This is a genomic window from Bifidobacterium criceti (genome assembly GCF_002286935.1).
Taxonomy (GTDB): Bacteria; Actinomycetota; Actinomycetes; order Actinomycetales; family Bifidobacteriaceae; genus Bifidobacterium; species Bifidobacterium criceti.
In genome coordinates this window covers 144,836-163,491 of sequence record NZ_MVOH01000014.1, presented here as the reverse complement: position 1 = coordinate 163,491, position 18,656 = coordinate 144,836, and the positions used below count along the sequence as shown (strand labels likewise).

At 61.2% G+C, this 18,656-nt stretch carries 20 protein-coding genes; 13 read left to right on the top strand and 7 right to left on the bottom strand.

Annotated features, from left to right (window positions below; genetic code table 11):
- Positions 1 to 117 precede the first annotated feature (117 nt).
- Positions 118 to 615 carry a P-loop NTPase family protein gene (locus B1526_RS06290; RefSeq protein ID WP_235607076.1) on the top strand — a complete coding sequence of 166 codons (498 nt, stop codon included), beginning with the start codon at positions 118 to 120 and terminating at the stop codon, positions 613 to 615.
- Positions 616 to 641: 26 nt separating this feature from the next.
- On the opposite strand, the gene B1526_RS06285 is transcribed toward B1526_RS06290, so the two are convergent.
- Positions 642 to 1,757, bottom strand: a complete 1,116-nt coding sequence (locus B1526_RS06285) for a DUF1648 domain-containing protein (protein ID WP_095615210.1) — start codon at positions 1,755 to 1,757, stop codon at positions 642 to 644.
- 1 nt (position 1,758) lies between these two features.
- The gene (locus tag B1526_RS06280; RefSeq protein WP_095615209.1) at positions 1,759 to 2,184 is read right to left on the bottom strand and encodes a GntR family transcriptional regulator; all 426 of its coding nucleotides are present in this window, start codon (positions 2,182 to 2,184) and stop codon (positions 1,759 to 1,761) included.
- 247 nt (positions 2,185 to 2,431) lie between these two features.
- Between B1526_RS06280 and B1526_RS06275 the strand changes: the two genes are divergently transcribed.
- Together B1526_RS06275 and B1526_RS06270 are read left to right on the top strand one after the other, a co-directional pair.
- The gene (locus tag B1526_RS06275; protein WP_095615208.1) at positions 2,432 to 3,265 is read left to right on the top strand and encodes a helix-turn-helix domain-containing protein; all 834 of its coding nucleotides are present in this window, start codon (positions 2,432 to 2,434) and stop codon (positions 3,263 to 3,265) included.
- A gap of 182 nt (positions 3,266 to 3,447) precedes the next feature.
- The gene (locus B1526_RS06270) at positions 3,448 to 3,885 is read left to right on the top strand and encodes a GNAT family N-acetyltransferase (RefSeq protein WP_095615207.1); all 438 of its coding nucleotides are present in this window, start codon (positions 3,448 to 3,450) and stop codon (positions 3,883 to 3,885) included.
- A 14-nt stretch (positions 3,886 to 3,899) separates the two neighbouring features.
- Here the strand turns inward: B1526_RS06270 and B1526_RS06265 are convergent, their stop codons facing one another.
- A complete protein-coding gene (locus tag B1526_RS06265; protein ID WP_095615257.1) occupies positions 3,900 to 4,556 on the bottom strand; it encodes a zeta toxin family protein in 657 nt (218 codons plus the stop codon).
- Between the two features lie 523 nt (positions 4,557 to 5,079).
- On the opposite strand from B1526_RS06265, the gene B1526_RS06260 reads away from it, so the two are divergent.
- Together B1526_RS06260 and B1526_RS06255 are read left to right on the top strand one after the other, a co-directional pair.
- A complete protein-coding gene (locus B1526_RS06260; protein ID WP_201260134.1) occupies positions 5,080 to 5,586 on the top strand; it encodes a hypothetical protein in 507 nt (168 codons plus the stop codon).
- A gap of 3 nt (positions 5,587 to 5,589) precedes the next feature.
- Positions 5,590 to 6,354 (top strand): hypothetical protein, encoded by a 765-nt coding sequence (locus B1526_RS06255; RefSeq protein WP_095615206.1) that lies wholly within the window; start codon positions 5,590 to 5,592, stop codon positions 6,352 to 6,354.
- Here B1526_RS06255 and B1526_RS06250 read toward each other — a convergent pair whose 3' ends face one another.
- A complete protein-coding gene (locus B1526_RS06250) occupies positions 6,355 to 7,380 on the bottom strand; it encodes an adenosine deaminase (RefSeq protein WP_095615256.1) in 1,026 nt (341 codons plus the stop codon). It lies immediately after the preceding gene.
- 191 nt (positions 7,381 to 7,571) lie between these two features.
- On the opposite strand from B1526_RS06250, the gene B1526_RS06245 reads away from it, so the two are divergent.
- Genes B1526_RS06245 through B1526_RS06235 form a run of 3 tightly spaced genes read left to right on the top strand, consistent with a single transcriptional unit; the run spans position 7,572 to position 10,709 of the window.
- Positions 7,572 to 8,321 carry a gamma-glutamyl-gamma-aminobutyrate hydrolase family protein gene (locus B1526_RS06245; RefSeq protein ID WP_095615205.1) on the top strand — a complete coding sequence of 250 codons (750 nt, stop codon included), beginning with the start codon at positions 7,572 to 7,574 and terminating at the stop codon, positions 8,319 to 8,321.
- A gap of 50 nt (positions 8,322 to 8,371) precedes the next feature.
- Positions 8,372 to 9,844: an alpha-amylase gene (locus tag B1526_RS06240; protein WP_235607074.1), complete on the top strand. Its 1,473-nt coding sequence runs from the start codon at positions 8,372 to 8,374 to the stop codon at positions 9,842 to 9,844.
- The gene (locus tag B1526_RS06235; protein ID WP_235607073.1) at positions 9,831 to 10,709 is read left to right on the top strand and encodes a transcriptional regulator; all 879 of its coding nucleotides are present in this window, start codon (positions 9,831 to 9,833) and stop codon (positions 10,707 to 10,709) included. Before B1526_RS06240 ends, B1526_RS06235 begins: the two co-directional genes overlap by 14 nt.
- Before the next feature lie 270 nt (positions 10,710 to 10,979).
- Here the strand turns inward: B1526_RS06235 and B1526_RS06230 are convergent, their stop codons facing one another.
- A complete protein-coding gene (locus B1526_RS06230; RefSeq protein WP_095615203.1) occupies positions 10,980 to 12,329 on the bottom strand; it encodes a nucleobase:cation symporter-2 family protein in 1,350 nt (449 codons plus the stop codon).
- A gap of 20 nt (positions 12,330 to 12,349) precedes the next feature.
- A complete protein-coding gene (locus tag B1526_RS06225; protein WP_022857631.1) occupies positions 12,350 to 12,931 on the bottom strand; it encodes a xanthine phosphoribosyltransferase in 582 nt (193 codons plus the stop codon).
- 192 nt (positions 12,932 to 13,123) lie between these two features.
- Here B1526_RS06225 and B1526_RS06220 point away from each other — a divergent pair, with 192 nt between their 5' ends.
- Together B1526_RS06220 and rpsD are read left to right on the top strand one after the other, a co-directional pair.
- Positions 13,124 to 15,835: an ATP-dependent helicase gene (locus B1526_RS06220; protein WP_162287946.1), complete on the top strand. Its 2,712-nt coding sequence runs from the start codon at positions 13,124 to 13,126 to the stop codon at positions 15,833 to 15,835.
- Positions 15,836 to 16,063: 228 nt separating this feature from the next.
- Positions 16,064 to 16,690, top strand: coding sequence for a 30S ribosomal protein S4 (rpsD, locus tag B1526_RS06215; protein WP_095613116.1), 627 nt, complete (start codon positions 16,064 to 16,066; stop codon positions 16,688 to 16,690).
- Positions 16,691 to 16,790: 100 nt separating this feature from the next.
- Here rpsD and B1526_RS06210 read toward each other — a convergent pair whose 3' ends face one another.
- The gene (locus B1526_RS06210) at positions 16,791 to 17,156 is read right to left on the bottom strand and encodes a phage holin family protein (protein ID WP_095615201.1); all 366 of its coding nucleotides are present in this window, start codon (positions 17,154 to 17,156) and stop codon (positions 16,791 to 16,793) included.
- 39 nt (positions 17,157 to 17,195) lie between these two features.
- On the opposite strand from B1526_RS06210, the gene B1526_RS06205 reads away from it, so the two are divergent.
- The 3 genes from B1526_RS06205 (at position 17,196) to B1526_RS06195 (ending at position 18,618) form a co-directional block, all read left to right on the top strand.
- Complete coding sequence (locus B1526_RS06205) at positions 17,196 to 17,873, top strand: histidine phosphatase family protein (RefSeq protein ID WP_095615200.1); 678 nt, start codon at positions 17,196 to 17,198, stop codon at positions 17,871 to 17,873.
- Positions 17,874 to 17,961: 88 nt separating this feature from the next.
- A complete protein-coding gene (locus tag B1526_RS06200) occupies positions 17,962 to 18,378 on the top strand; it encodes a DUF948 domain-containing protein (RefSeq protein WP_095615199.1) in 417 nt (138 codons plus the stop codon).
- Between the two features lie 3 nt (positions 18,379 to 18,381).
- On the top strand, positions 18,382 to 18,618 hold the full coding sequence (locus tag B1526_RS06195) for a hypothetical protein (RefSeq protein ID WP_095615198.1): 237 nt from the start codon (positions 18,382 to 18,384) through the stop codon (positions 18,616 to 18,618).
- Positions 18,619 to 18,656: the final 38 nt, after the last annotated feature.

Here is an 18,656-nt window from a genome sequence, read left to right as displayed (position 1 = left end):
AGGATGGTTCGTTGATGGCGCATCTCCTGTCCCGAGTGATTTTTCAGCTTCATGATAGCAGCCGTATGCCGCCTGCATGGGCCGGGGTGGACGGAAGGCCATGGCATAGTAGGGGATATGAGACGCGTGCTTGTCATCGGATGCCCCGGCGCGGGCAAAAGCACATTCGCGCGCAAGTTACGGGATGTAACCGGGCTGCCGCTGTATTATCTGGATATGCTGTGGCACAAGCCGGACCGGACGACCGTCACGCGTGAGGAATTCGACATACGTCTGCAGATGATTCTCGAGCAGGACGAGTGGATCATCGACGGCAATTTCGCCCGGACGTTGCCGATGCGACTTGCATATTGCGACACTGTGTTCTTCCTTGATTTCCCCACCGGTGTGTGCCTTGAGGGCGTCGAGCGGCGTATTGGCACAAAGCATGAGGATATGCCGTGGGTTGAGCATGAATTCGATGAGGAGTTCCGGCAGTACATCATCGACTTTCCCACTGAGCGGCGTCCGCAGATGGTCGCCGCACTCGAAGACGCCGCCGCGCGTCACGGTGTGCGTGTCCGTACGCTGCATGCAAGGGCCGAGCTCGAAACCGAGCTCGGCGATATGCGATGATGTGGAGGCGATGACAGCGTGACCGCTCATGCGAGCATCGTCACCGCTACGACGCCGCCGACGGTGAGTGCGGCCGCAACCACAAACAGCGCCCAGGTGGCGGGTCGCGCGATGTTGACCGTCCATCCGATGCCGAACCGTTTCGGCACGAAGACGCTCGCGTCATCATGGTTGGCGTAGAACACGCCCAGTTTCCAATGCGCATCATCGTCGGAGGGTATGTCCATATCGCCGCGTTGTGTGATGCGGACTTTGCTGCCGTTCTGTCCGAGTGCAATGCTGAGCGTCGCGCTGCCGCCGATAACGAATATCAGTACACCGAATACGATGATCATTGCCTGCCGCGGTGAGAGGGCCCCGGCGAAGCTCAGCTCCATGATCGGGGCGAGCATGCATACGATGAGCCCCGCGACCAAGGTGAAGACGCTCCACGCGCGCGCATACAACCCGTAAGCGTAGGCGCTGGATTCCGGATCGTTCACGTCGACGCCTTTTTTGGAGTGTGCGATGACGTACTGCGTGAAGATGAGCACGGCCGCAAGCAGGCCGAACATCAGCAATGGAAGCCAGATGGCCATTGGTGATTTCGCTATCGTGTGTGTCGTCTCGCCGCTGAGGTTCACTTGCAGTGGGATATGTTCCGGCATGCGCTGGTATCCCGCATAGCCGATCGCCAATGTGACGGCGAAAACCGGCACGTACAGCAGGTTCCACCACATCGAGATGGGATGGGGGACGTGGCCGTCCGGGCCGATGATCGCGGCGGAGCGCTGCCGCTGTGCCTGCCAACCGCGTTCCTGCTTGATATGCTGCACTTTCGTGCGGAATACGAGCATGAGGATGTATCCGAAGATGATCAGTGCGAGCATGCCGACGATGAAGCATGCGAGGAAGGCGTGTGTCGGATCGAGGCAGGCTGCAGCCACGCATGCCGCCGTCATGGCGGCGGTGCATGCGACCATGATGCCGCAATACATGCGCCGGTATCCGACGAGTGCGCGGTCGTGCGACCGCGCCGAGGGGATCGTGACGGCGAAGCATTCGCCGGACGGCATCAGATACGGTGTGATCGCCAATATGACGCCGGATACAGGGATGAATGCGCTCAGGATGAGCAGAAGGGTGGTGGTTGAGGTGTGCATGTCATTGTGCCTTTGCTAGTCGGGTTGTGGGGCCGGTCGTGGAGGCGTAGGCCTGTGCCGCCTGCGCGGCTGCGTCGTCGAGGAACTCGCTCATCGCGCGGCCTCGGGCACGGTAGGCGAGCGCGAGCGCATGCAGTTCCTCCAGCATGCGCCGTGCGGGTGCGTCCCGTTCGGTGTCGTCGCCCGGGTCGGGTTCGGCGACCGCCGCGCCGGCGCGGCTCCTCATCGTGATGTACCCGTCGGCCTTGAGCAACGTGTACGCCTTGTGCACGGTGTGCATGTTGATGCCGAGGTCTCCGGCCAGTGCGCGCACCGTGGGCAATGGGTCCGCGGGGCGCAACGCGCGTGTGGCGATGCCGGCGACGATCTGTCGGTAGATCTGCTGGTACAGGGGTTCGTGCGAGGTCTTGTCGATGGTGAGCAGCATGTCGTCTCCTTTTTGTTATATCTCGACTATAACAAATAAACGAGTGTTGTGCCAGTTCATCTAGAACAAAACTGGATACCCGTCGATCGGCGCCGCGGCGCGCGTCGTCTTGGTCGCCGGCGGTCCGGCGCCGCTCAACCGTTGGTTGAGCCGGCCGATTCAACCAACGGTGTGTGCGAAAGATGGATGTCGGCGCCGTCTTGCGGTCCGGATGCCTGTAGCGTGAATGGCGAAAGGAGTGAAGACGATGAATCAGACAACGATCGGCGCGTTCATCGCCGCACGTCGCAAGGCGAGGAATCTGACCCAGCTGCAGTTGGCGCGCAAACTGAACATCACGGACCGCGCGGTATCGAAATGGGAGACGGGCAAGAGCATGCCCGATGCGTCCATCATGTTGCCGCTGTGCGACATATTGGGCATCACCGTGAACGAACTGCTCAGCGGGGAGGAGCTGGCGCAAGAGGAGGCGGAGGGGAAGGCGGACGAGAACCTGCTCGCGCTGCGACGCAAGGACGAACGCGCCGTGCGCTGGAACCGCGCCACGGCGATCGCGCTTTCCGCGCTGATGCTTGTGGGCATGCTGACCTGCCTGATCTGCGACCTGTCGATATCGGGGACGCTTACATGGTCGTTGGTGCCCGTCAGTTCCATCCTCTACGCGTGGATGGTCGTCGTGCCGGAGATGCTCATGGGAGGCAAGGGCCTGTACATCGGCTTGGGCGCGTTGACGGCGCTCACGATTCCGTATCTGTTCGTGCTCAGCCGGCTGCTGCATGTCGCCCGCGTGCTGTCGATCGGCGCCGCGGTGGCGGTCCCCGTGCTCGTGTTCCTATGGGCGACGGCCTTCGTCTTCCGGGCATACGGCGGACGCCGTCGGCTGATTGCGTGGGGCGTCTTCTGCGCGCTGGCGGCGTTGCTTGAAATCGCCATCAACCTCACCCTGTCGCATATGCTTGACGAGCCGGAGTTCGGGATCTGGGATGCCCTCACCATCGCATTCCTGCTGCTCGCATCGGGCGGCTGTTTCGTCCGGTATGCCGTTACGAGGGGATCCGCGGCCGGATTACCGGTAGCGTGAAGGGCGCGTGACCAACGCTGTCGGCGCGCCCCACTCATGGGGGGTGACGGCTTCTGTCAGCGGTCCATCTTCGTGCGCGGCCTCTCGTCATGGAAACGAGACGGCGATGATCGGGGTTCGGGCGCTGCGCGATAATCGTGCATGATCGTAAGGTGGTTTCCCTGAAGGGAAGGAGATGGGCGATGGTGATAAGGGAAGCGCGCGAAGAGGATCTTGATGCGTTGCTCGAGCTGTATCTCGACCTGCACGAGCGCTCGGTTCCGGACCATGACGGGTGTCTGCGTGACACGTGGGGGCGCATCCTCTCCGACCCCGACCATCATCTCATCGTATGCGAGCGCGACGGTGCCATCGTCTCCTCGTGCGTATGCGTCATCATTCCGAATCTGACGCGCGGCGTGCGGCCGTATGCGTTCGTCGAGAACGTCGTGACGCGCGCTGATGCACGTGGACAGGGGTACGCGACCGCGTGCCTGAACCATGCGAAGGCGCTCGCGCAGCGGGCCGACTGCTACAAGATGATGCTGCTCACCGGCTCTGATGATCCGAAGACCCTCGATTTCTACCGCCATGCCGGCTACAACAGCACCGACAAGACCGCGTTCATCCAGTGGCTGTAGGAGATGCGGCCGTGTCAACCTATCGTATCCATCAACGCCGCTATTTGCTGTGCGCTACGCAATGGTGCGATGATGCGACTGTCAGCCGGAAGTGAGCGTAGGATACGCAGTTCCCGCTCCTTACGCTCCTCAAGGCACGCGATGTATCCTTCGTATCCGCGCAAACCATGCGCTTTGCCATACCCTTGTGACGTGTGGTAGTCAATGACGGCGTTGAGCCAACCATCACCGCGTTCGTCGCGGACACCGTCAACCGCCGTTTTCGCATCCGGTGCGTCGATGTAGATGATGACGGGATGCAGCGGCGCGATGATTGTCGCGATTTCACCGATATACCGTCGTGACTCATCCTCGTTCATGCCGAACCGCATCATCGTCTCGCACATCGGGTTCTGCAACAGGACGCAATTGAATACATAGGTCGTATCAGGTTCGGCTTGGGCCGCGAACGCGCGCCACGTATCGAGTATCGTGGCGCGTTCACTCGCGAAATCAGGGAAGTCGTAGTCGCCGACGTCGGCGGGGTGGTCCGCGGTTCCTTCGTCGACGCAGACGATGTTCCTTCCCCGCGCTTCCAATTCGGCGGCGACCATCGCGGCCGTCGTGCTCTTGCCGCTGCCTGGCAGTCCTTCGACGATGATCAGACGCGTGTGTATCTCATGTGCGCTCATGATGTCATGGTACAGCGATGGAGATATGTGGTGTGTGCAGACATCCACGAATATACGTTGATATATGCGAATATACGGTGATATAACCGAATACAAGGTGATATATGGTGATATATCGAAATGAAATGACATACAACTCGGTCGAGAGTATGTTGTTGTCTTTCATGAATTCATGATGCTCCTGAGGGAATCGTTGTTTTGAGTCCAAGGATGGTCGATGCACTCAGGCGCGCGTCGCCGGCGCGTGTCGAACCATATGAGACCGGCGAATGATATGCTGCGTGCCGTTTTATGCTTCAGCGGGTGTCGGTGATGGGCGGTCATGGAACTTCCGCACCTTTGCGATGACCACACGCGGGATTCCGGAATATAAAGCAATGCATGCCGATATAGATCGCTATTCGATAATATAGGGTGACATTACCCATGAAGCGATATGCAATGAGGGCAAGCAGAGATGCTTCGATGCCCCGGAGAACAGTTGGGCGTCCGAAGCAGACGGCTGACGAGGCGGGAGGCAACGATGGGTTTGGATGCAAGGGTGCGATGTCGATGCTTTGAGGATGGCAGATTGAAGCCGGGGCCAGTGCCGGTGACCGACTTGTACATCGATGAGGACGGATATCTGGCGTCCCGCACGCTTGACACTGCTTCGATACGATACGATTGGCGTCGTTATCACGCACGGTACGGAAAGCTGGATGAGGAGTTCACCCTGTGGTTGGAGGATTGTTGCGAACATGAGAATGGTGAGTATTGCTCCGAATGGATTGGCACGTGGGGCATGTATGGGGTGTTTCAGGATGCGGTTGAAGAAGCTGGTGGCAAGGAAGTCCTTCCGCTACTTGGTCATATGCTCCCTACAGCGAATGGTGGCCAGTATCCCGTAGAGAAAACCGAGGCAACATTGGTCGAGGTCGAACAGTTCATTCGGATCACACGCGATGAATGTGCACGTGGCATGGCTTGCTCCTTGCAGCGGCTACTGCTCGCATCCTTGGAAACCCGCAATCCCATACTATGGTGCTGAATCATGACAAATCCCAATATTCTTCCTGATGATACGTCATTGCGCATTCCTCCCATGGGATTCGATGATGAAAACGAACTCAACGGCCAGACCGCGTATAACCGAACCATAGTGGAGGGCTCTGCACGCTGCGGTTGCTTTCACTGCGGTGGCATATTCGCGGGGAATGAAGTATCTCAATGGCTGCAGGAAGACGACGGGGAGGACGACACTGCATTGTGCCCGTATTGTGGCGTCGATGCAGTGATTGTGGGCAATGAACGATACCCGGTATGCATGATGGTGCTGAGCGGACTGTATATGCATTGGTTTGACCAAGAATACAAGCAACGTCTCGAGGAGGCCACTGACATGCCCACATGTGGAGATTACGAGGATTATCTACGCAAAGGCATTCCTTTCCTGACCAATCACGACAGGAAAATCGCGGTGGTCGGGGAGATCGAACTGTTCCCATTGTCGGTATACGGCCGAGCGGAAGAACTGTGCAATGATGGCCATCCTCCACAACCAGTGGAATATGATGATAGGGACATCTACATGGGCGGCGTGGTGACCGTGCATGCGGGATTCGATGAACACCGGTATTATTACTGTGATTTCATCACCGGTGATGGCATCAAATTGCCTTACGATGCCTGGAGCGGGACACAACAGGGTTTGGTGCTGAATCTCAGCAGGCAATATGGTGATGCACTGCGCGGAATCATCACTGACGCATCGATGCATCACATGAGATTGTTCATTGATGCCGCTGCAGAGGAATGATCAGAGTCCACGCTCCATTTGCCATACGGCGAGCTCCGCATGGAGCTGCGCCTTGCGCCCATCCGAAGCGAACGACGCGTCGATCGAGTTGCCGGCAAGCGCCGCCAATTCCTCCATCGGCATGCCGATGTCGGCGAGCGCGGCATAGTTCGCGGCGACATAGCCGCCGAAATACGCGGGATCGTCCGAATTGACCGTGCACATGAGTCCTTCGTGCAGGAACTCAGGAATTGGATGCTTGCGCATATCGTGCACGACCTGCAGCCTGAGGTTCGACAACGGGCAGCAGGTGAGTGGAACGCCATCGCGCACGACGCGCTCGAGCAACTCATGGTCGTCCTGGATGTGGATGCCGTGGTCGATGCGCTCGGCGTGCAGCAGATCGAGCGCATCACGGATATACGCCGCCGGCCCCTCTTCGCCGGCGTGCGCCACGCAATGCCAACCAAACGATCGCGCCCGTGCGAACTGGTCGACGAAACGGTCCGGCGGATAGCCCACTTCCGCCGAATCCAAGCCGATGCCGAGGATCTCGTCTTTCCGCGGCTGCGCCAGATCGAGGATCATGTTCGCCGAATCGATATCCATGTCGCGCACAATGCTCAGAATCAGGCCACCGGTGATGCCGAAGCGCTCGCGGCCGATCATCATTCCCTCAAGGAGGCCGTCGAGCATCATGTCGAAATCCAACCCATTCGTGCACACATGCACCTGCGGGTCGAAGAAGATCTCCGCGTGCTTGACTCCATCCGCGTTCGCTCGTGTGAGATAGGCGACCATGAGGTCCTTGAAATCATCCTTCGTCTTGAGTGTCCTCATCAACGCATAGTAGAGGTCGAGGAACGACTGCAGGTCTTCGAACTCGTATTGCGCCTTCATCTCGTCGAGGCTCGTCCACGGCAATGCGACACCGTTGCGTTTCGCCAACGCAAATGCCAGATCCGGTTCGAGTGTCCCCTCGATGTGCAGATGCAGTTCGCATTTCGGCATTGTCGCGAGCGCCTGTCGCATTGTCTCATCCACGATGATTCCTCGTTCCCTGACGGCATTGGATACGGATTCCCATAAAATTCTACCTTCGATACGCGTCCGTCGCGCCACGGCGGCCGAGGTGCACCATCCGAAACAGGGACGTAATCGGCACGTCATGGAGACGAATGCCGAATGTGGGTAGGCTGAAGCATCCATCCACGCCGAACGAAGCAGAGAGGATGCCCATGAGACCTACGATCGCCGTGATGCCGCTCGTCGACGACGAACGTGAAAGCCTGTGGATGCTGCCCGGGTATATGGATGCGCTGCGCGAAGCCGGTGCCGTGCCGTTCATGCCGGCATTGACGACGGATGATGACGAGATACAGCAGATCTTCGCGATGTGCGATGGCTTGCTTATGACAGGCGGTCATGACGTCGATCCACGGCAGTATGGGGAGGAGCCGAGGTTCGACAACGTCGTGCCAAACGCCGAGCGTGACACGATGGAACTTGCGTTGCTGCGCCTCGCGCTCGCGCACGACAAACCGGTGTTCGGCATATGCCGTGGTCTGCAGATCATGAACGTGGCGTGTGGTGGCACGTTGTACCAGGATCTGCCGAGCGAATTCGATTCCGGTGTCGACCATCATCAGCGACCTCCATACGACCGTCCCGTGCACGGCGTGCGCATAGAAACAGGGACGCCACTGTTCGCTGAACTCGGTGTCGACGCCCTCGCGGTCAACAGCTACCATCATCAGGCGATACGCGAGTTGGGGGATGGTCTTACTGCGATGGCGGTGAGCGAGGACGGCCTCGTTGAGGCGATCGACAGGCCGGTGAGCACGTATTTCCGTGCTGTGCAATGGCATCCCGAATTCCTCTACACAGTGGATGGGCCGAGCCGGCGACTGTTCCGCTCGTTCGTCGCCGCCTGCGCGAGACAAAGCGCAGAGCCACGCTACGGGCGTAGCGAAGTGTGCCGCGGCTAGCATGGAAACCGATAAGGCACACACGGATACTGACGAAGGAACACGCGGATATGACGGCTGGCACAGCGAATCACGAGACGATGCTGCAATGCTTCGAATGGTATCTGCCCGACGACCACGGGTTGTGGAATTGGATCGCGGCGCAGGCGCAGGACCTCGCCGCCGCCGGGTTCACGATGGCATGGCTGCCTCCGGCATACAAAGGACAGGCGGGTGACGCGGACGTCGGCTACGGCGTCTACGACATGTACGATCTTGGCGAATTCGACGCGAAAGGCTCGGTGCCGACGAAATACGGGTCACGCGGCGACTATCTGGGCGCGATCCGCACATTGCGCGCGCACGGCCTGCACGTCCTCGCCGACATCGTGTTCAACCACAGGATGGGCGCTGACGGTGAGGAACGCGTCACCGCGCACGTCGTCGACGTCGACGACCGTACCGTCAACGACAGCACGGCGATTGAACGCACACTCGACACCGTCTACGATTTCCCCGAACGGGACGGCGCGTATTCGACGTTCCGTTGGAACTGGCGTGACTTCACCGGGACCGATTACACGGCGAACGACGGCAGCACCGGCATCATGCGTTTCGCAGGCAAGCAGTGGAGCGACAACGTGAGCCACGAACGCGGCAATTTCGACTACATCATGGGCGACGACGTCGATGTCAACGAACCCGAGGTCGTCAAGGAACTGACCGAATGGGGCGTATGGTACACCGAGACGACGGGCGTCGACGGCTTTAGGCTCGACGCCGTCAAAAGCATCGACGCGAAGTTCTTCGCACCATGGCTCAAGACGATGCGCCATTACGGCAACCATCCCGATTTCGCCGTGGGGGAGTACTGGTCCGGTGACGTCGACGAACTGACCGGATACCTCGACGATTGCGGGCATTGCATGACACTGTTCGACGTCGCGCTCCACTTCCGCTTCGAACAGGCCTCGAACAACCCCGACGACTTCGATCTGCGCGGATTGAGCGGGGCGACATTGCTCGAGCGGGAGCCGGACTCTGCGTGCGTGTTCGTTGACAATCACGACACCCAGCCGGGGCAGGCGCTCGAATCATGGATGCAGCCTTGGTTCAAACCGCTCGCCTACGCATACGTGCTGCTCCGCGACGCGCAATACCCATGCGTGTTCTTCGGCGACCTGTACGGTGTGCCGCACGACCGCATCCGGCCGATGCCGATGCTCAACGCGATGGTATGGATCCGCGCGCATCTTTTGGGCGACCGTGTCGAGGAACAGCCCGGCGACAGCGCCCATTCGCTGTGCTGGTGCGTTGCGGGTGAGCACCCCGTCTGTGTCGTGCTCAACACATCCGACACGCCGATCGAACGTGAGGTCACCAGCGAGGCGCTTGTCTCACGGACACTCGTCGACATCTGCCATGCGGGTGCCCCGGCGGAGATGGGCAAGGAAGGACACGGGACGCTGACATGCCCTGCAGGAACCTGCAGCATCTACATCGACGCCGCCGATGAACAGGAGATGCGCGATGCCATCGCATAAGGAGTCCTTGCAACGGATCGCCGTACACGGCGACTACTTCGGATACGACGGGCTCTCCCGGCGGCGCGCATGGCGCACCGCGAACGCCGTCGCGATCATCATCCTCGGATTCGCGATCGGGCATTTCCTCGCATTGTTGCCCGAACGCAACACCGCGGACGTGAAGGAGATCATCAAAGGACTCGACAAACTCGTCGGGCTCATGACGCACGAACTCGTCGAACTGCCCGAAGCGCAACGGCACCCCGAATCGTTCATCGTCGAAATCATCGGTGTGCTCATCGGCTACACAATCCTCAGGCACACGAAGGAAGATCTCCACGACTACCAGCGCACGTTCCGCAGGATCGAGCAGTTCTACACGCCAGACGAACGCAGGCGCGGATGGGTCGTGTGCGCGGCGTGCGCGTGCGCGGCGACCGCCATCATCGTCGGCATGCACGCCGTGCTGCTCACGCTCGGCACGGCATGGAGCCCCGACTGCACGGCGGGACTGTCGCAGACATCGCTCGCAATCGGCTGGTGGCTGTACGTCTACGGATACATGTTCGCCGCGCGCACGAACCTGTTCCGCTACAACTTCCGCGCATTGGGCCGCATCAACATCTACGAGCTCGGCGTCAACGAACCCGACGGGCGCCGCGCGACGCAGCTCGCTGAAAAACGGCTGTGCGACCTGTCCGAATCGCTCACGAGTTTCGCGGTTGTGTTCGGCGTCATCGGCGCGCTCGCGTTGTATTTCCTGCCGTCCGTGCGCACGACCTATTTCTGGGTGCCGTTGGTGGCCATGCTTGCCATCGTCATCGTCGGCAAGGAGCTCGTGCTGAAGTACGCGAAATCGAAGTATGAGCCCGACTTCGACTGACGTCGTTCAGGCCTGTGCGTATGCGCGCGCCGCGGATGAGACGGTCCGTGCCGTTGATGTCGCGTGATTCCTTTGCGTTGGTGTGACGTTGGGTATGTGCTGTCCCGTATTGTATGGCGATTCGGTTGGGCAAAGGGAGTGTGGGTGTTGCCGGCGGCTGGCTCATCATCAGCATGCGCATTGTTCACGTAAAGAACAATGCGGTCGACTGGTGGCCACGCCATACGCGTGTGGCCACCAGCCGACCGCATGGGGATGCGTCAGGTGCGCCTAGTCCTGCGGCTGTTCGCTTGGCATGGCGAGGAAGCGTTCCTCACCGGGCAGCAGCAGATTGAGCACCACGGCCACCACGAACGCCACCGCGATGCAGTTGTGCGCGAAAATCGATTGGAACAGCGGCGGGAAGTTCACGAAGATCGCCGAGACCTGCGTGAAGCCGATGCCGATGGTCAAGGAGAGCGCGGCGATCGTGATGTTGCGCTGCGTATAGCCGGCGTCGGAGATCATCTGGAAGCCCGAGAGGATGATGTTGCCGAACATCATGATCGTGCAACCGCCCAGCACCGCCTGCGGCATGGAGTTGAAGACTTCGGACACGGCAGGTACGAAGCTCGCGAGCACGAGCAGCAGGCCACCCGAGAGGATCACCTTGCGGTTGACGACCTTGGTCATGGCCACCAGACCGATGTTCTGGGCGAATGAGGTGAGCGGCAGGCATCCGAACAAGCCGGAGAACGATGAGATCAGGCCGTCGCCGGCGATGGCTCCAGCTGTCTCTTTCTTGGTGGGGGCGCGGTCGAGGCCAACCTTGGTCAGTGCTGCGGTGTCGCCCAGCACTTCGACGGATGAGACGACGTAGAGCAGGCCGATCGAGATGATGGCGCCCCAATCGAATTCCGGCTTGAACGGCATGAATGTGGGAAGGCTCACCACCTGCAGATGCGCGAACCCGCTGAAATCCACTTTGCCAAGGCACAATGCCAGCAGGTAGCCCACCACAAGGCCGAACAGCACGGAAAGCTGCTTGGCCACACCTTTCATGAGCAGCTGGAATGCAAGGCATGCGACCAATGAGACCGTGCCGAGCGTGAGATTCTGCCAACTGCCGAAATCCGGTGCACCCGAGCCGCCTCCGAAGCTTTCGGCGCCCACGGAAAGCAGTGAGAAGCCAATCGACGTGACCACCACGGCGGACACCACTGGAGGTACGAACCGCGCCCAATACTGGGCCGTGAGCCCCAAGGCGACTTCGAGCAGGCCGCCGACGAGCACCGCACCCACTACGGCCCCATAGCCTTGCTGCCCTACGATGGCGATCGCCGCGGCCACATAGGTGAACGAGATGCCAGTGACCATCGGCAGTCGCGATCCGATGCGCCATATGCCGTAGAGCTGCAGGCATGTGCCCAGGCCCGCCACAAGCAGGCCGGATTGGATGATGCGTGCGGAATCGGTGGCGCTCATGTGGCCTGCTGCCGCCACGAGGAAGATGGGGGCGAGATTGGCCACGAACATGGCGAGCACATGCTGCAACCCGAACGGTATGCCGCGCCAGAACGAGACGGGGGCGTCGAGCGACGAAAGCGTGGCGAACGAGACCTTACTGCGTTGTTGCTTCACCTTGGGCTCCTCTTGTGCAGTCAGTGACGGAAGGTCACGGTGCCATTGTCGGCATCCATCGACTCGACGATGGCCAGCGAATCAAGGTCGAATCCCGCTTCGCGCAGACGGTCGCCGCCACCTTGGAAGCCCTTTTCGATGGCGATGCCGATGCCTTCCACCGTGGCGCCGGCATCCTCGCACAGCTCGATGAGCCCCTGAAGCGCCTTGCCGTTGGCAAGGAAGTCATCGATGATGAGCACATGGTCGTCCGCCGACAGGAATTTCTTGGCCACGATCACGGGGAACTCACGCTGCTTGGTGAACGAATACACCTGCGTCACGTACTGTTCGCCGTCGAGGTTGATCGATTGTGCCTTCTTGGCGAACACGACCGGAACGTTGTCGAAATGGCGTGCGGCCACGCATGCGATGCCGATGCCGGAAGCCTCGATGGTCAGGATCTTGGTGATCGGCTTGCCTTGGAAATGTTCGGCCCATGCCGCGCCCATGGCATCGAACAGCGCCACGTCGCACTGATGGTTGAGGAAGGCGTCCACCTTGAGCACATTGCCCGGTTTGACCGTTCCCTGCTGCCTGATCCGTTCCTCAAGTTCCAGCATCTGCGTCCTTCCATCTGGGAATGCGGCACCGGTGGCGGCATAGGGTCTCCAGTATGGTGCGCGTGTTGTTGGGTGAATATGTCGCATCACTGTACGCCGTACAACTGACCACGGCATGCAGTGCCGGCGCATGCCGTCGCGAGGTGACCAATCGGTGTGCTAGATATGGTAGCCGGCCTGTCCCCGGGTCCCATGGTTACGAAAGGAAGCGACGTGCAGCAAGATCCCGACGTCATCGCCCGACCACCAGAGGCGCTGATTGGTGATTTGAACCCCCAGCAGGCCGAAGCGGTCCAATACCACGGCCCGGCCCTGCTCATCGGCGCGGGCGCGGGTTCCGGCAAGACGCGCGTGCTCACCCGCCGCATCGCATGGATCCTCACGCAGTTCGGCGCATGGCCGAGCCAGATCCTCGCGATCACGTTCACGAACAAGGCCGCCGCCGAGATGCGCGAACGCCTGTCGTCACTCATCGGACCGGTCGCCGAACGCATGTGGGTCTCGACATTCCACTCCGCATGCGTGCGCATCCTGCGCCGTGACGGCGACAGGATCGGCCTCAAATCCGGGTTCACGATCTACGACACGGCCGACTGCGAACGCCTCGTCAAACTCATCGCGTCCGACTTCAACTTCGATGTCAAGCGCTACACGCCACGTCAGATCCTCGCACGCATCTCCGACTACAAGAACAACCTGACGGGCGCGAAGGAACTGCTCGCCCAATACGCACCCGACTTCCGCCCCGGCACACGCGGATACCACATCGGACGCATCGGCAACGTCGAGGAACTCTACGCGGTCGTCTACGCCGAATACGAACACCGTCTCGCGCTCGCGAACGCCGTCGATTTCGACGACCTCATCGTGCGCACCGTCGAACTGCTGCGCACACAGCCGGACGTCGCCGCATACTACCACCACAAATTCCGTTACATCCTCGTCGACGAATACCAGGACACGAACCACGCGCAATATGTGCTCATCCGCGAACTCGCGGGCGTCGACGCGGGCGAACACCCGTCGCCCGACGCGCGCGGCGCCGGACGCGTAGGACCCGCGTGGATCACCGTCGTCGGCGACTCCGACCAATCGATCTACGCGTTCCGTGGAGCGGACATCAGCAACATCCAGGATTTCGAGAAGGACTTCCCGAACGCGCGCACGATCATGCTCGAACAGAACTACCGTTCGACGCAGACGATCCTCGACGCCGCGAACGCCGTCATCGCGCACAACGAAGGCCGTAAACCGAAAAAACTGTGGACGTCCGCGGGCAAAGGCGTCCCGATCACCGGATACGCGGCCGACACCGCGCAGCTCGAGGCGCATTGGATCGCCCACGAGATCAAAAGGCTGCATGAGGAGGAGGGCGTACGCTACTCGGACATCGCGGTCATGTATCGGGCGAACGCGCAGTCGCGCTCGCTTGAGGAGGGCCTCATCCAGGCGCATGTGCCATACCAGCTCATCGGCGGCACGAAGTTCTACGAGCGCAGGGAGGTCAAGGACGCGCTCGCGTACCTGCAGGCGATCGTCAACCCGGCGGACGCGATCAACATGCGCCGCATCCTCAATGTACCGAAGCGAGGCCTTGGCGCACGCGCCGAATCGATCGTCACGATGTATGCGGACGAGCACGGCCTGACGTTCTGGGAAGGCGTCGAGCAGGCCGACAGGATCGAGGGGATGACGACGCGCACGCTCAACCCGCTCAAGCGCTTCGCCGACCTGATGACGGGCCTGCGCGCGTTCGCGGCCGAACACGACGGCCAGCCGTCGCAGGTCGTCGCGCGGGTGCTCAGAGAGAGCGGGTTGCTCGATGAATTGAGCAAATCGACCGACCCGCAGGACCAGTCGCGTGTCGAGAACCTCTCGCAGTTGCAATCGGTCGCCGCCGAATATGAGCAGAACACGCCCGATGCGACGCTCGTGGGCTTTTTGGAGACGACGGCGCTCGTCGCCGATTTCGACCAGTTGCCCGACGAAAGCGAGGACAGCGGCAAGGTCACGCTCATGACATTGCACACGGCGAAGGGCCTCGAATACCCGGTCGTGTTCCTCACGGGCATGGAGCAGGGCACGTTCCCGCATTCGCGTGCGATGGAGGACGCGAGCGAACTGAGCGAGGAACGCCGTCTCGCCTATGTGGGCATCACGCGCGCGAAACGGCACCTCTATATCACGCGCGCCGCCGTGCGCGCGCAGTGGGGGAGGTCGAGCGAGATGATGCCGAGCCAGTTCCTCGACGAGATCCCGGAGGGGCTCATCGACTGGAAGCGCAAGGAGGCGGGCGTCGAACGCATGCGCGCCGGCTGGGGCCGCGGCTCCGATGACGATTGGAACGCGACGCTTGACGAATTCGGCGACTGGGACGACGATTCGATGGGAACGACCTATGGTGGGTCGTCGTACGGTTCGTCCTCCCATGGATCCTCCTCGTACGGATCGGCGTCGTATGGGTCCTCGTCATACGGATCGTCGTCACGTTCCGGTTCGTCGTATGGCTCCCAGGCGCCGCGCTTCGGTTCGGCGGCGCGCGAGCGCACGTCATCGTCCTCATCGTCTGGCAACGGCGGCGCCCATTTCACATACGGCACGAGCGCGTCGCCGTCCCGTTCGCCGCGCTTCGGATCCTCCTCGGCGTCGTCGCGCTCGGGGAAGGTGACGACGCGCAAGGCGGCGCCGAAACCGCATGCCAAGCCCGCGTCATCGCTTGACAGGGACAACCGTCTTGACATCAACGATTTCCATGTCGGCGACAAGGTGTCGCATGACAGTTTCGGACTCGGCACCGTCCTCGAGACGCAGGACAAAGGCAGGAACTCGATCATCACCGTCGACTTCGGATCCGACGGCGTCAAAAGGCTCATGCTGCGCGTCGCGCCAATCGAGAAACTGTGAGCCGCGGCCGGAGGCGATGGGCATGTCCGTCCCTGAGGTGTACAATCGTCGATTGGTGTCGTCCCACCGGGCGATGCCGTCTGGAGCCATAGCCCGTCAGTGGATCGGCGGCCGCAGGGCCGTTCGTGCATGGCACGGCGAAGCACTGGAGAGGCCGGCTCGCATGGCGTGACCCGTCACGCCATGTTCCGTTCAGACAACGACAGAACGAACAAAGGATACAAACCAATGACGAACGTTCAGCGTTCCCGCCGTCAGGTGCGCCTTTCGCGCGCCCTCGGCATCGCACTGACCCCGAAGGCTCAGCGCATCTTCGAAAAGCGTCCGTATGCCCCCGGTGAGCACGGCCGCACCCGCCGCCGCGCGGAATCCGATTACGCGGTCCGTCTGCGCGAGAAGCAGCGTCTGCGCGCGCAGTACGGCATCTCCGAGAAGCAGCTGCGTGCCGCCTATGAAAAGGGCACGCACACCGCGGGCCAGACCGGCAACGCGATGCTGACCGATCTGGAGACCCGTCTCGACGCCCTCGTGCTGCGTGCCGGCATCGCCCGCACGACCGCGCAGGCCCGCCAGTTCGTGGTGCACCGCCACATCCTCGTCGACGGCAACATCGTCGACCGCCCGTCCTACCGCGTCAAGCCCGGCCAGACCATCCAGGTCAAGCCGAAGAGCCAGACGATGGTCCCGTTCCAGATCGCGGCCGAAGGCACGCACCGTGACGTGCTGCCGCCGGTCCCGGGATATCTGGACGTCAACATCGCCCAGCTCAAGGCGACGCTGACCCGCAAGCCTGAAGCGGAGGAGATTCCGGTGCAGGTCAACATCCAGTACGTGGTCGAGTTCTACGCCCGCTGATCTGGATTCACATACTGTAAACCGATACAGTATAAGGACATACAGCGTAAGGCCCCGCGATGCAGATCGCGGGGCCTTACGTGTAGCCGGGGAGGGGCGGTCAGGAGGAGACGGCGGAGCTCACGATGCCGCTGACGACCGACATGATCAGGGACCCGAGGACCGCCCACAGGAAGCCGTCGATCGTGACGCCGACGTCGAACAGCTTGAGCGCGAGCCACGAGGCAAGCTCCATGAACAGCCAGTTGATGATGAGGGCGACCAGGCCGAACGACAGAATCGAGAACGGCAGTGCGAGCATCTGCACGACCGGTTTGATCGACGCGTTGAGCAGCGCCATGAACAACGCGAATGCGGCGACACCGAGGATCGGAGGATGGCCCACGGCGTGCATGCCGGGAAGCAGCACGACCATGATGCCGGCGGCGACCGTCAGAATCGCCCAGCGAATAAGAAAACTACCCATGGTCACGATTATGGCAACCAAGTGCGATAATCGGTAGTTATGATTCTCCATCTGCATCTCGTCCGCCATGGACAGACCTTCTTCAACCGATACAACCGTCTGCAGGGATGGTCGAACTCGCCGCTCACGCAATCCGGACTCGACGACGCCGCGCATGCGGGCGCATTGCTCGCGGACATCGATTTCGCCGCCGCCTACTGTTCGGACACGACACGCGCGCAGACGACCGCCGCACGCATCCTCGACATCAACGAAGCCCACGGACATAGGCGTCCCGGACTCGTGAGCGACATGCATTTCCGCGAGCAGTTCTACGGCTATTACGAGGGGCAGGACATGTCGCTCGCATGGCTCGCCGCGGGTGGCCCCCACGGTGCGCCGACCTACAACGCGATCGTCGAACGCTACGGCCTCGCCGCGACGCGCGACTTCCTCAAGGAAGCCGACCCGTTCCATGATGCGGAATCCGACGACGAGTACTGGGAGCGCATCGCCGGCGGCTACGCGCTCATCGCGGCGAACCCGGCGCTCAAGGACGGCGACCACATCCTGCAGATCTCCCACGGCAACACATTGCTCAGCCTCATGCAGCGATTCGCCCCGGAAGGCTACGACCTGAGCGAGCGGCCGGCGAACGGTTCCGTCACCGAGTTCGACCTCGACACGGACACCGTGTTCGCTTCTTCGCTCAGCGTGATTTCCTACAACCGCCGCTAACCGTTCCCCGTCGGGGCGCTTGGATACCCTAAGTCGGGTAAGAGGAAGTCGTGACACAACACGTCGTGGCAGAAAGAGGTGCACGAACATGGGTGCTGGAGAAATTGCTGGACTGATCGCGGCGATAGCGTTCGCCGTGCTCGCCGGATTCCTTATATATCCGCTCATCCGTCTTGGCAAGCTGTTCGACCAGCTCGCCGACACCGTCAAGGAGACGGGCGACCATGCGCTGCCGGCGCTCGATGAGGGCGTGACGACGGTGCAGCAGGTCAACAAGTCGCTCGCCGACGTCAACGAGATCTCCTCGGCGGCCTCGAGCACCGCGAACAACATCGGCGCATTGACGAACCTGTACGGTTCGTTCCTCGGCAAGCCGATCATCAAACTCGCCTCGACATTCTACGCGCTCAAGACCACGGCGCAGTCGTTCATGAACAAGGGCAGGAAGCCCGCTGCCACCGCAGCCGCCACGACGGTCACGGCTACCACGACGGAAGGGAAGTGAGCCATGCGCAAACGTCTCCTGTGGATCGCGCTCGGCATGATCGCCGGCGTCATCGCCGTCAGCAAGGCGAATGCCTATGTGAAGGCCAACACGCCCGACAAGGCACGTCAGTTCCTCCTCGGCCCCGACCAGCAGAACGTCGGCATGCGCACGCTCCAGGGCCTTGTGGCCGAGTTCACCGACACGCGCCGGGCCCGTGAGGCCGAGCTCAACAGCCGTTACATGGACAAGCTCAGCTGAACGGCGACGGACGCTTCCGGACGGGCGTTCCCAAGATC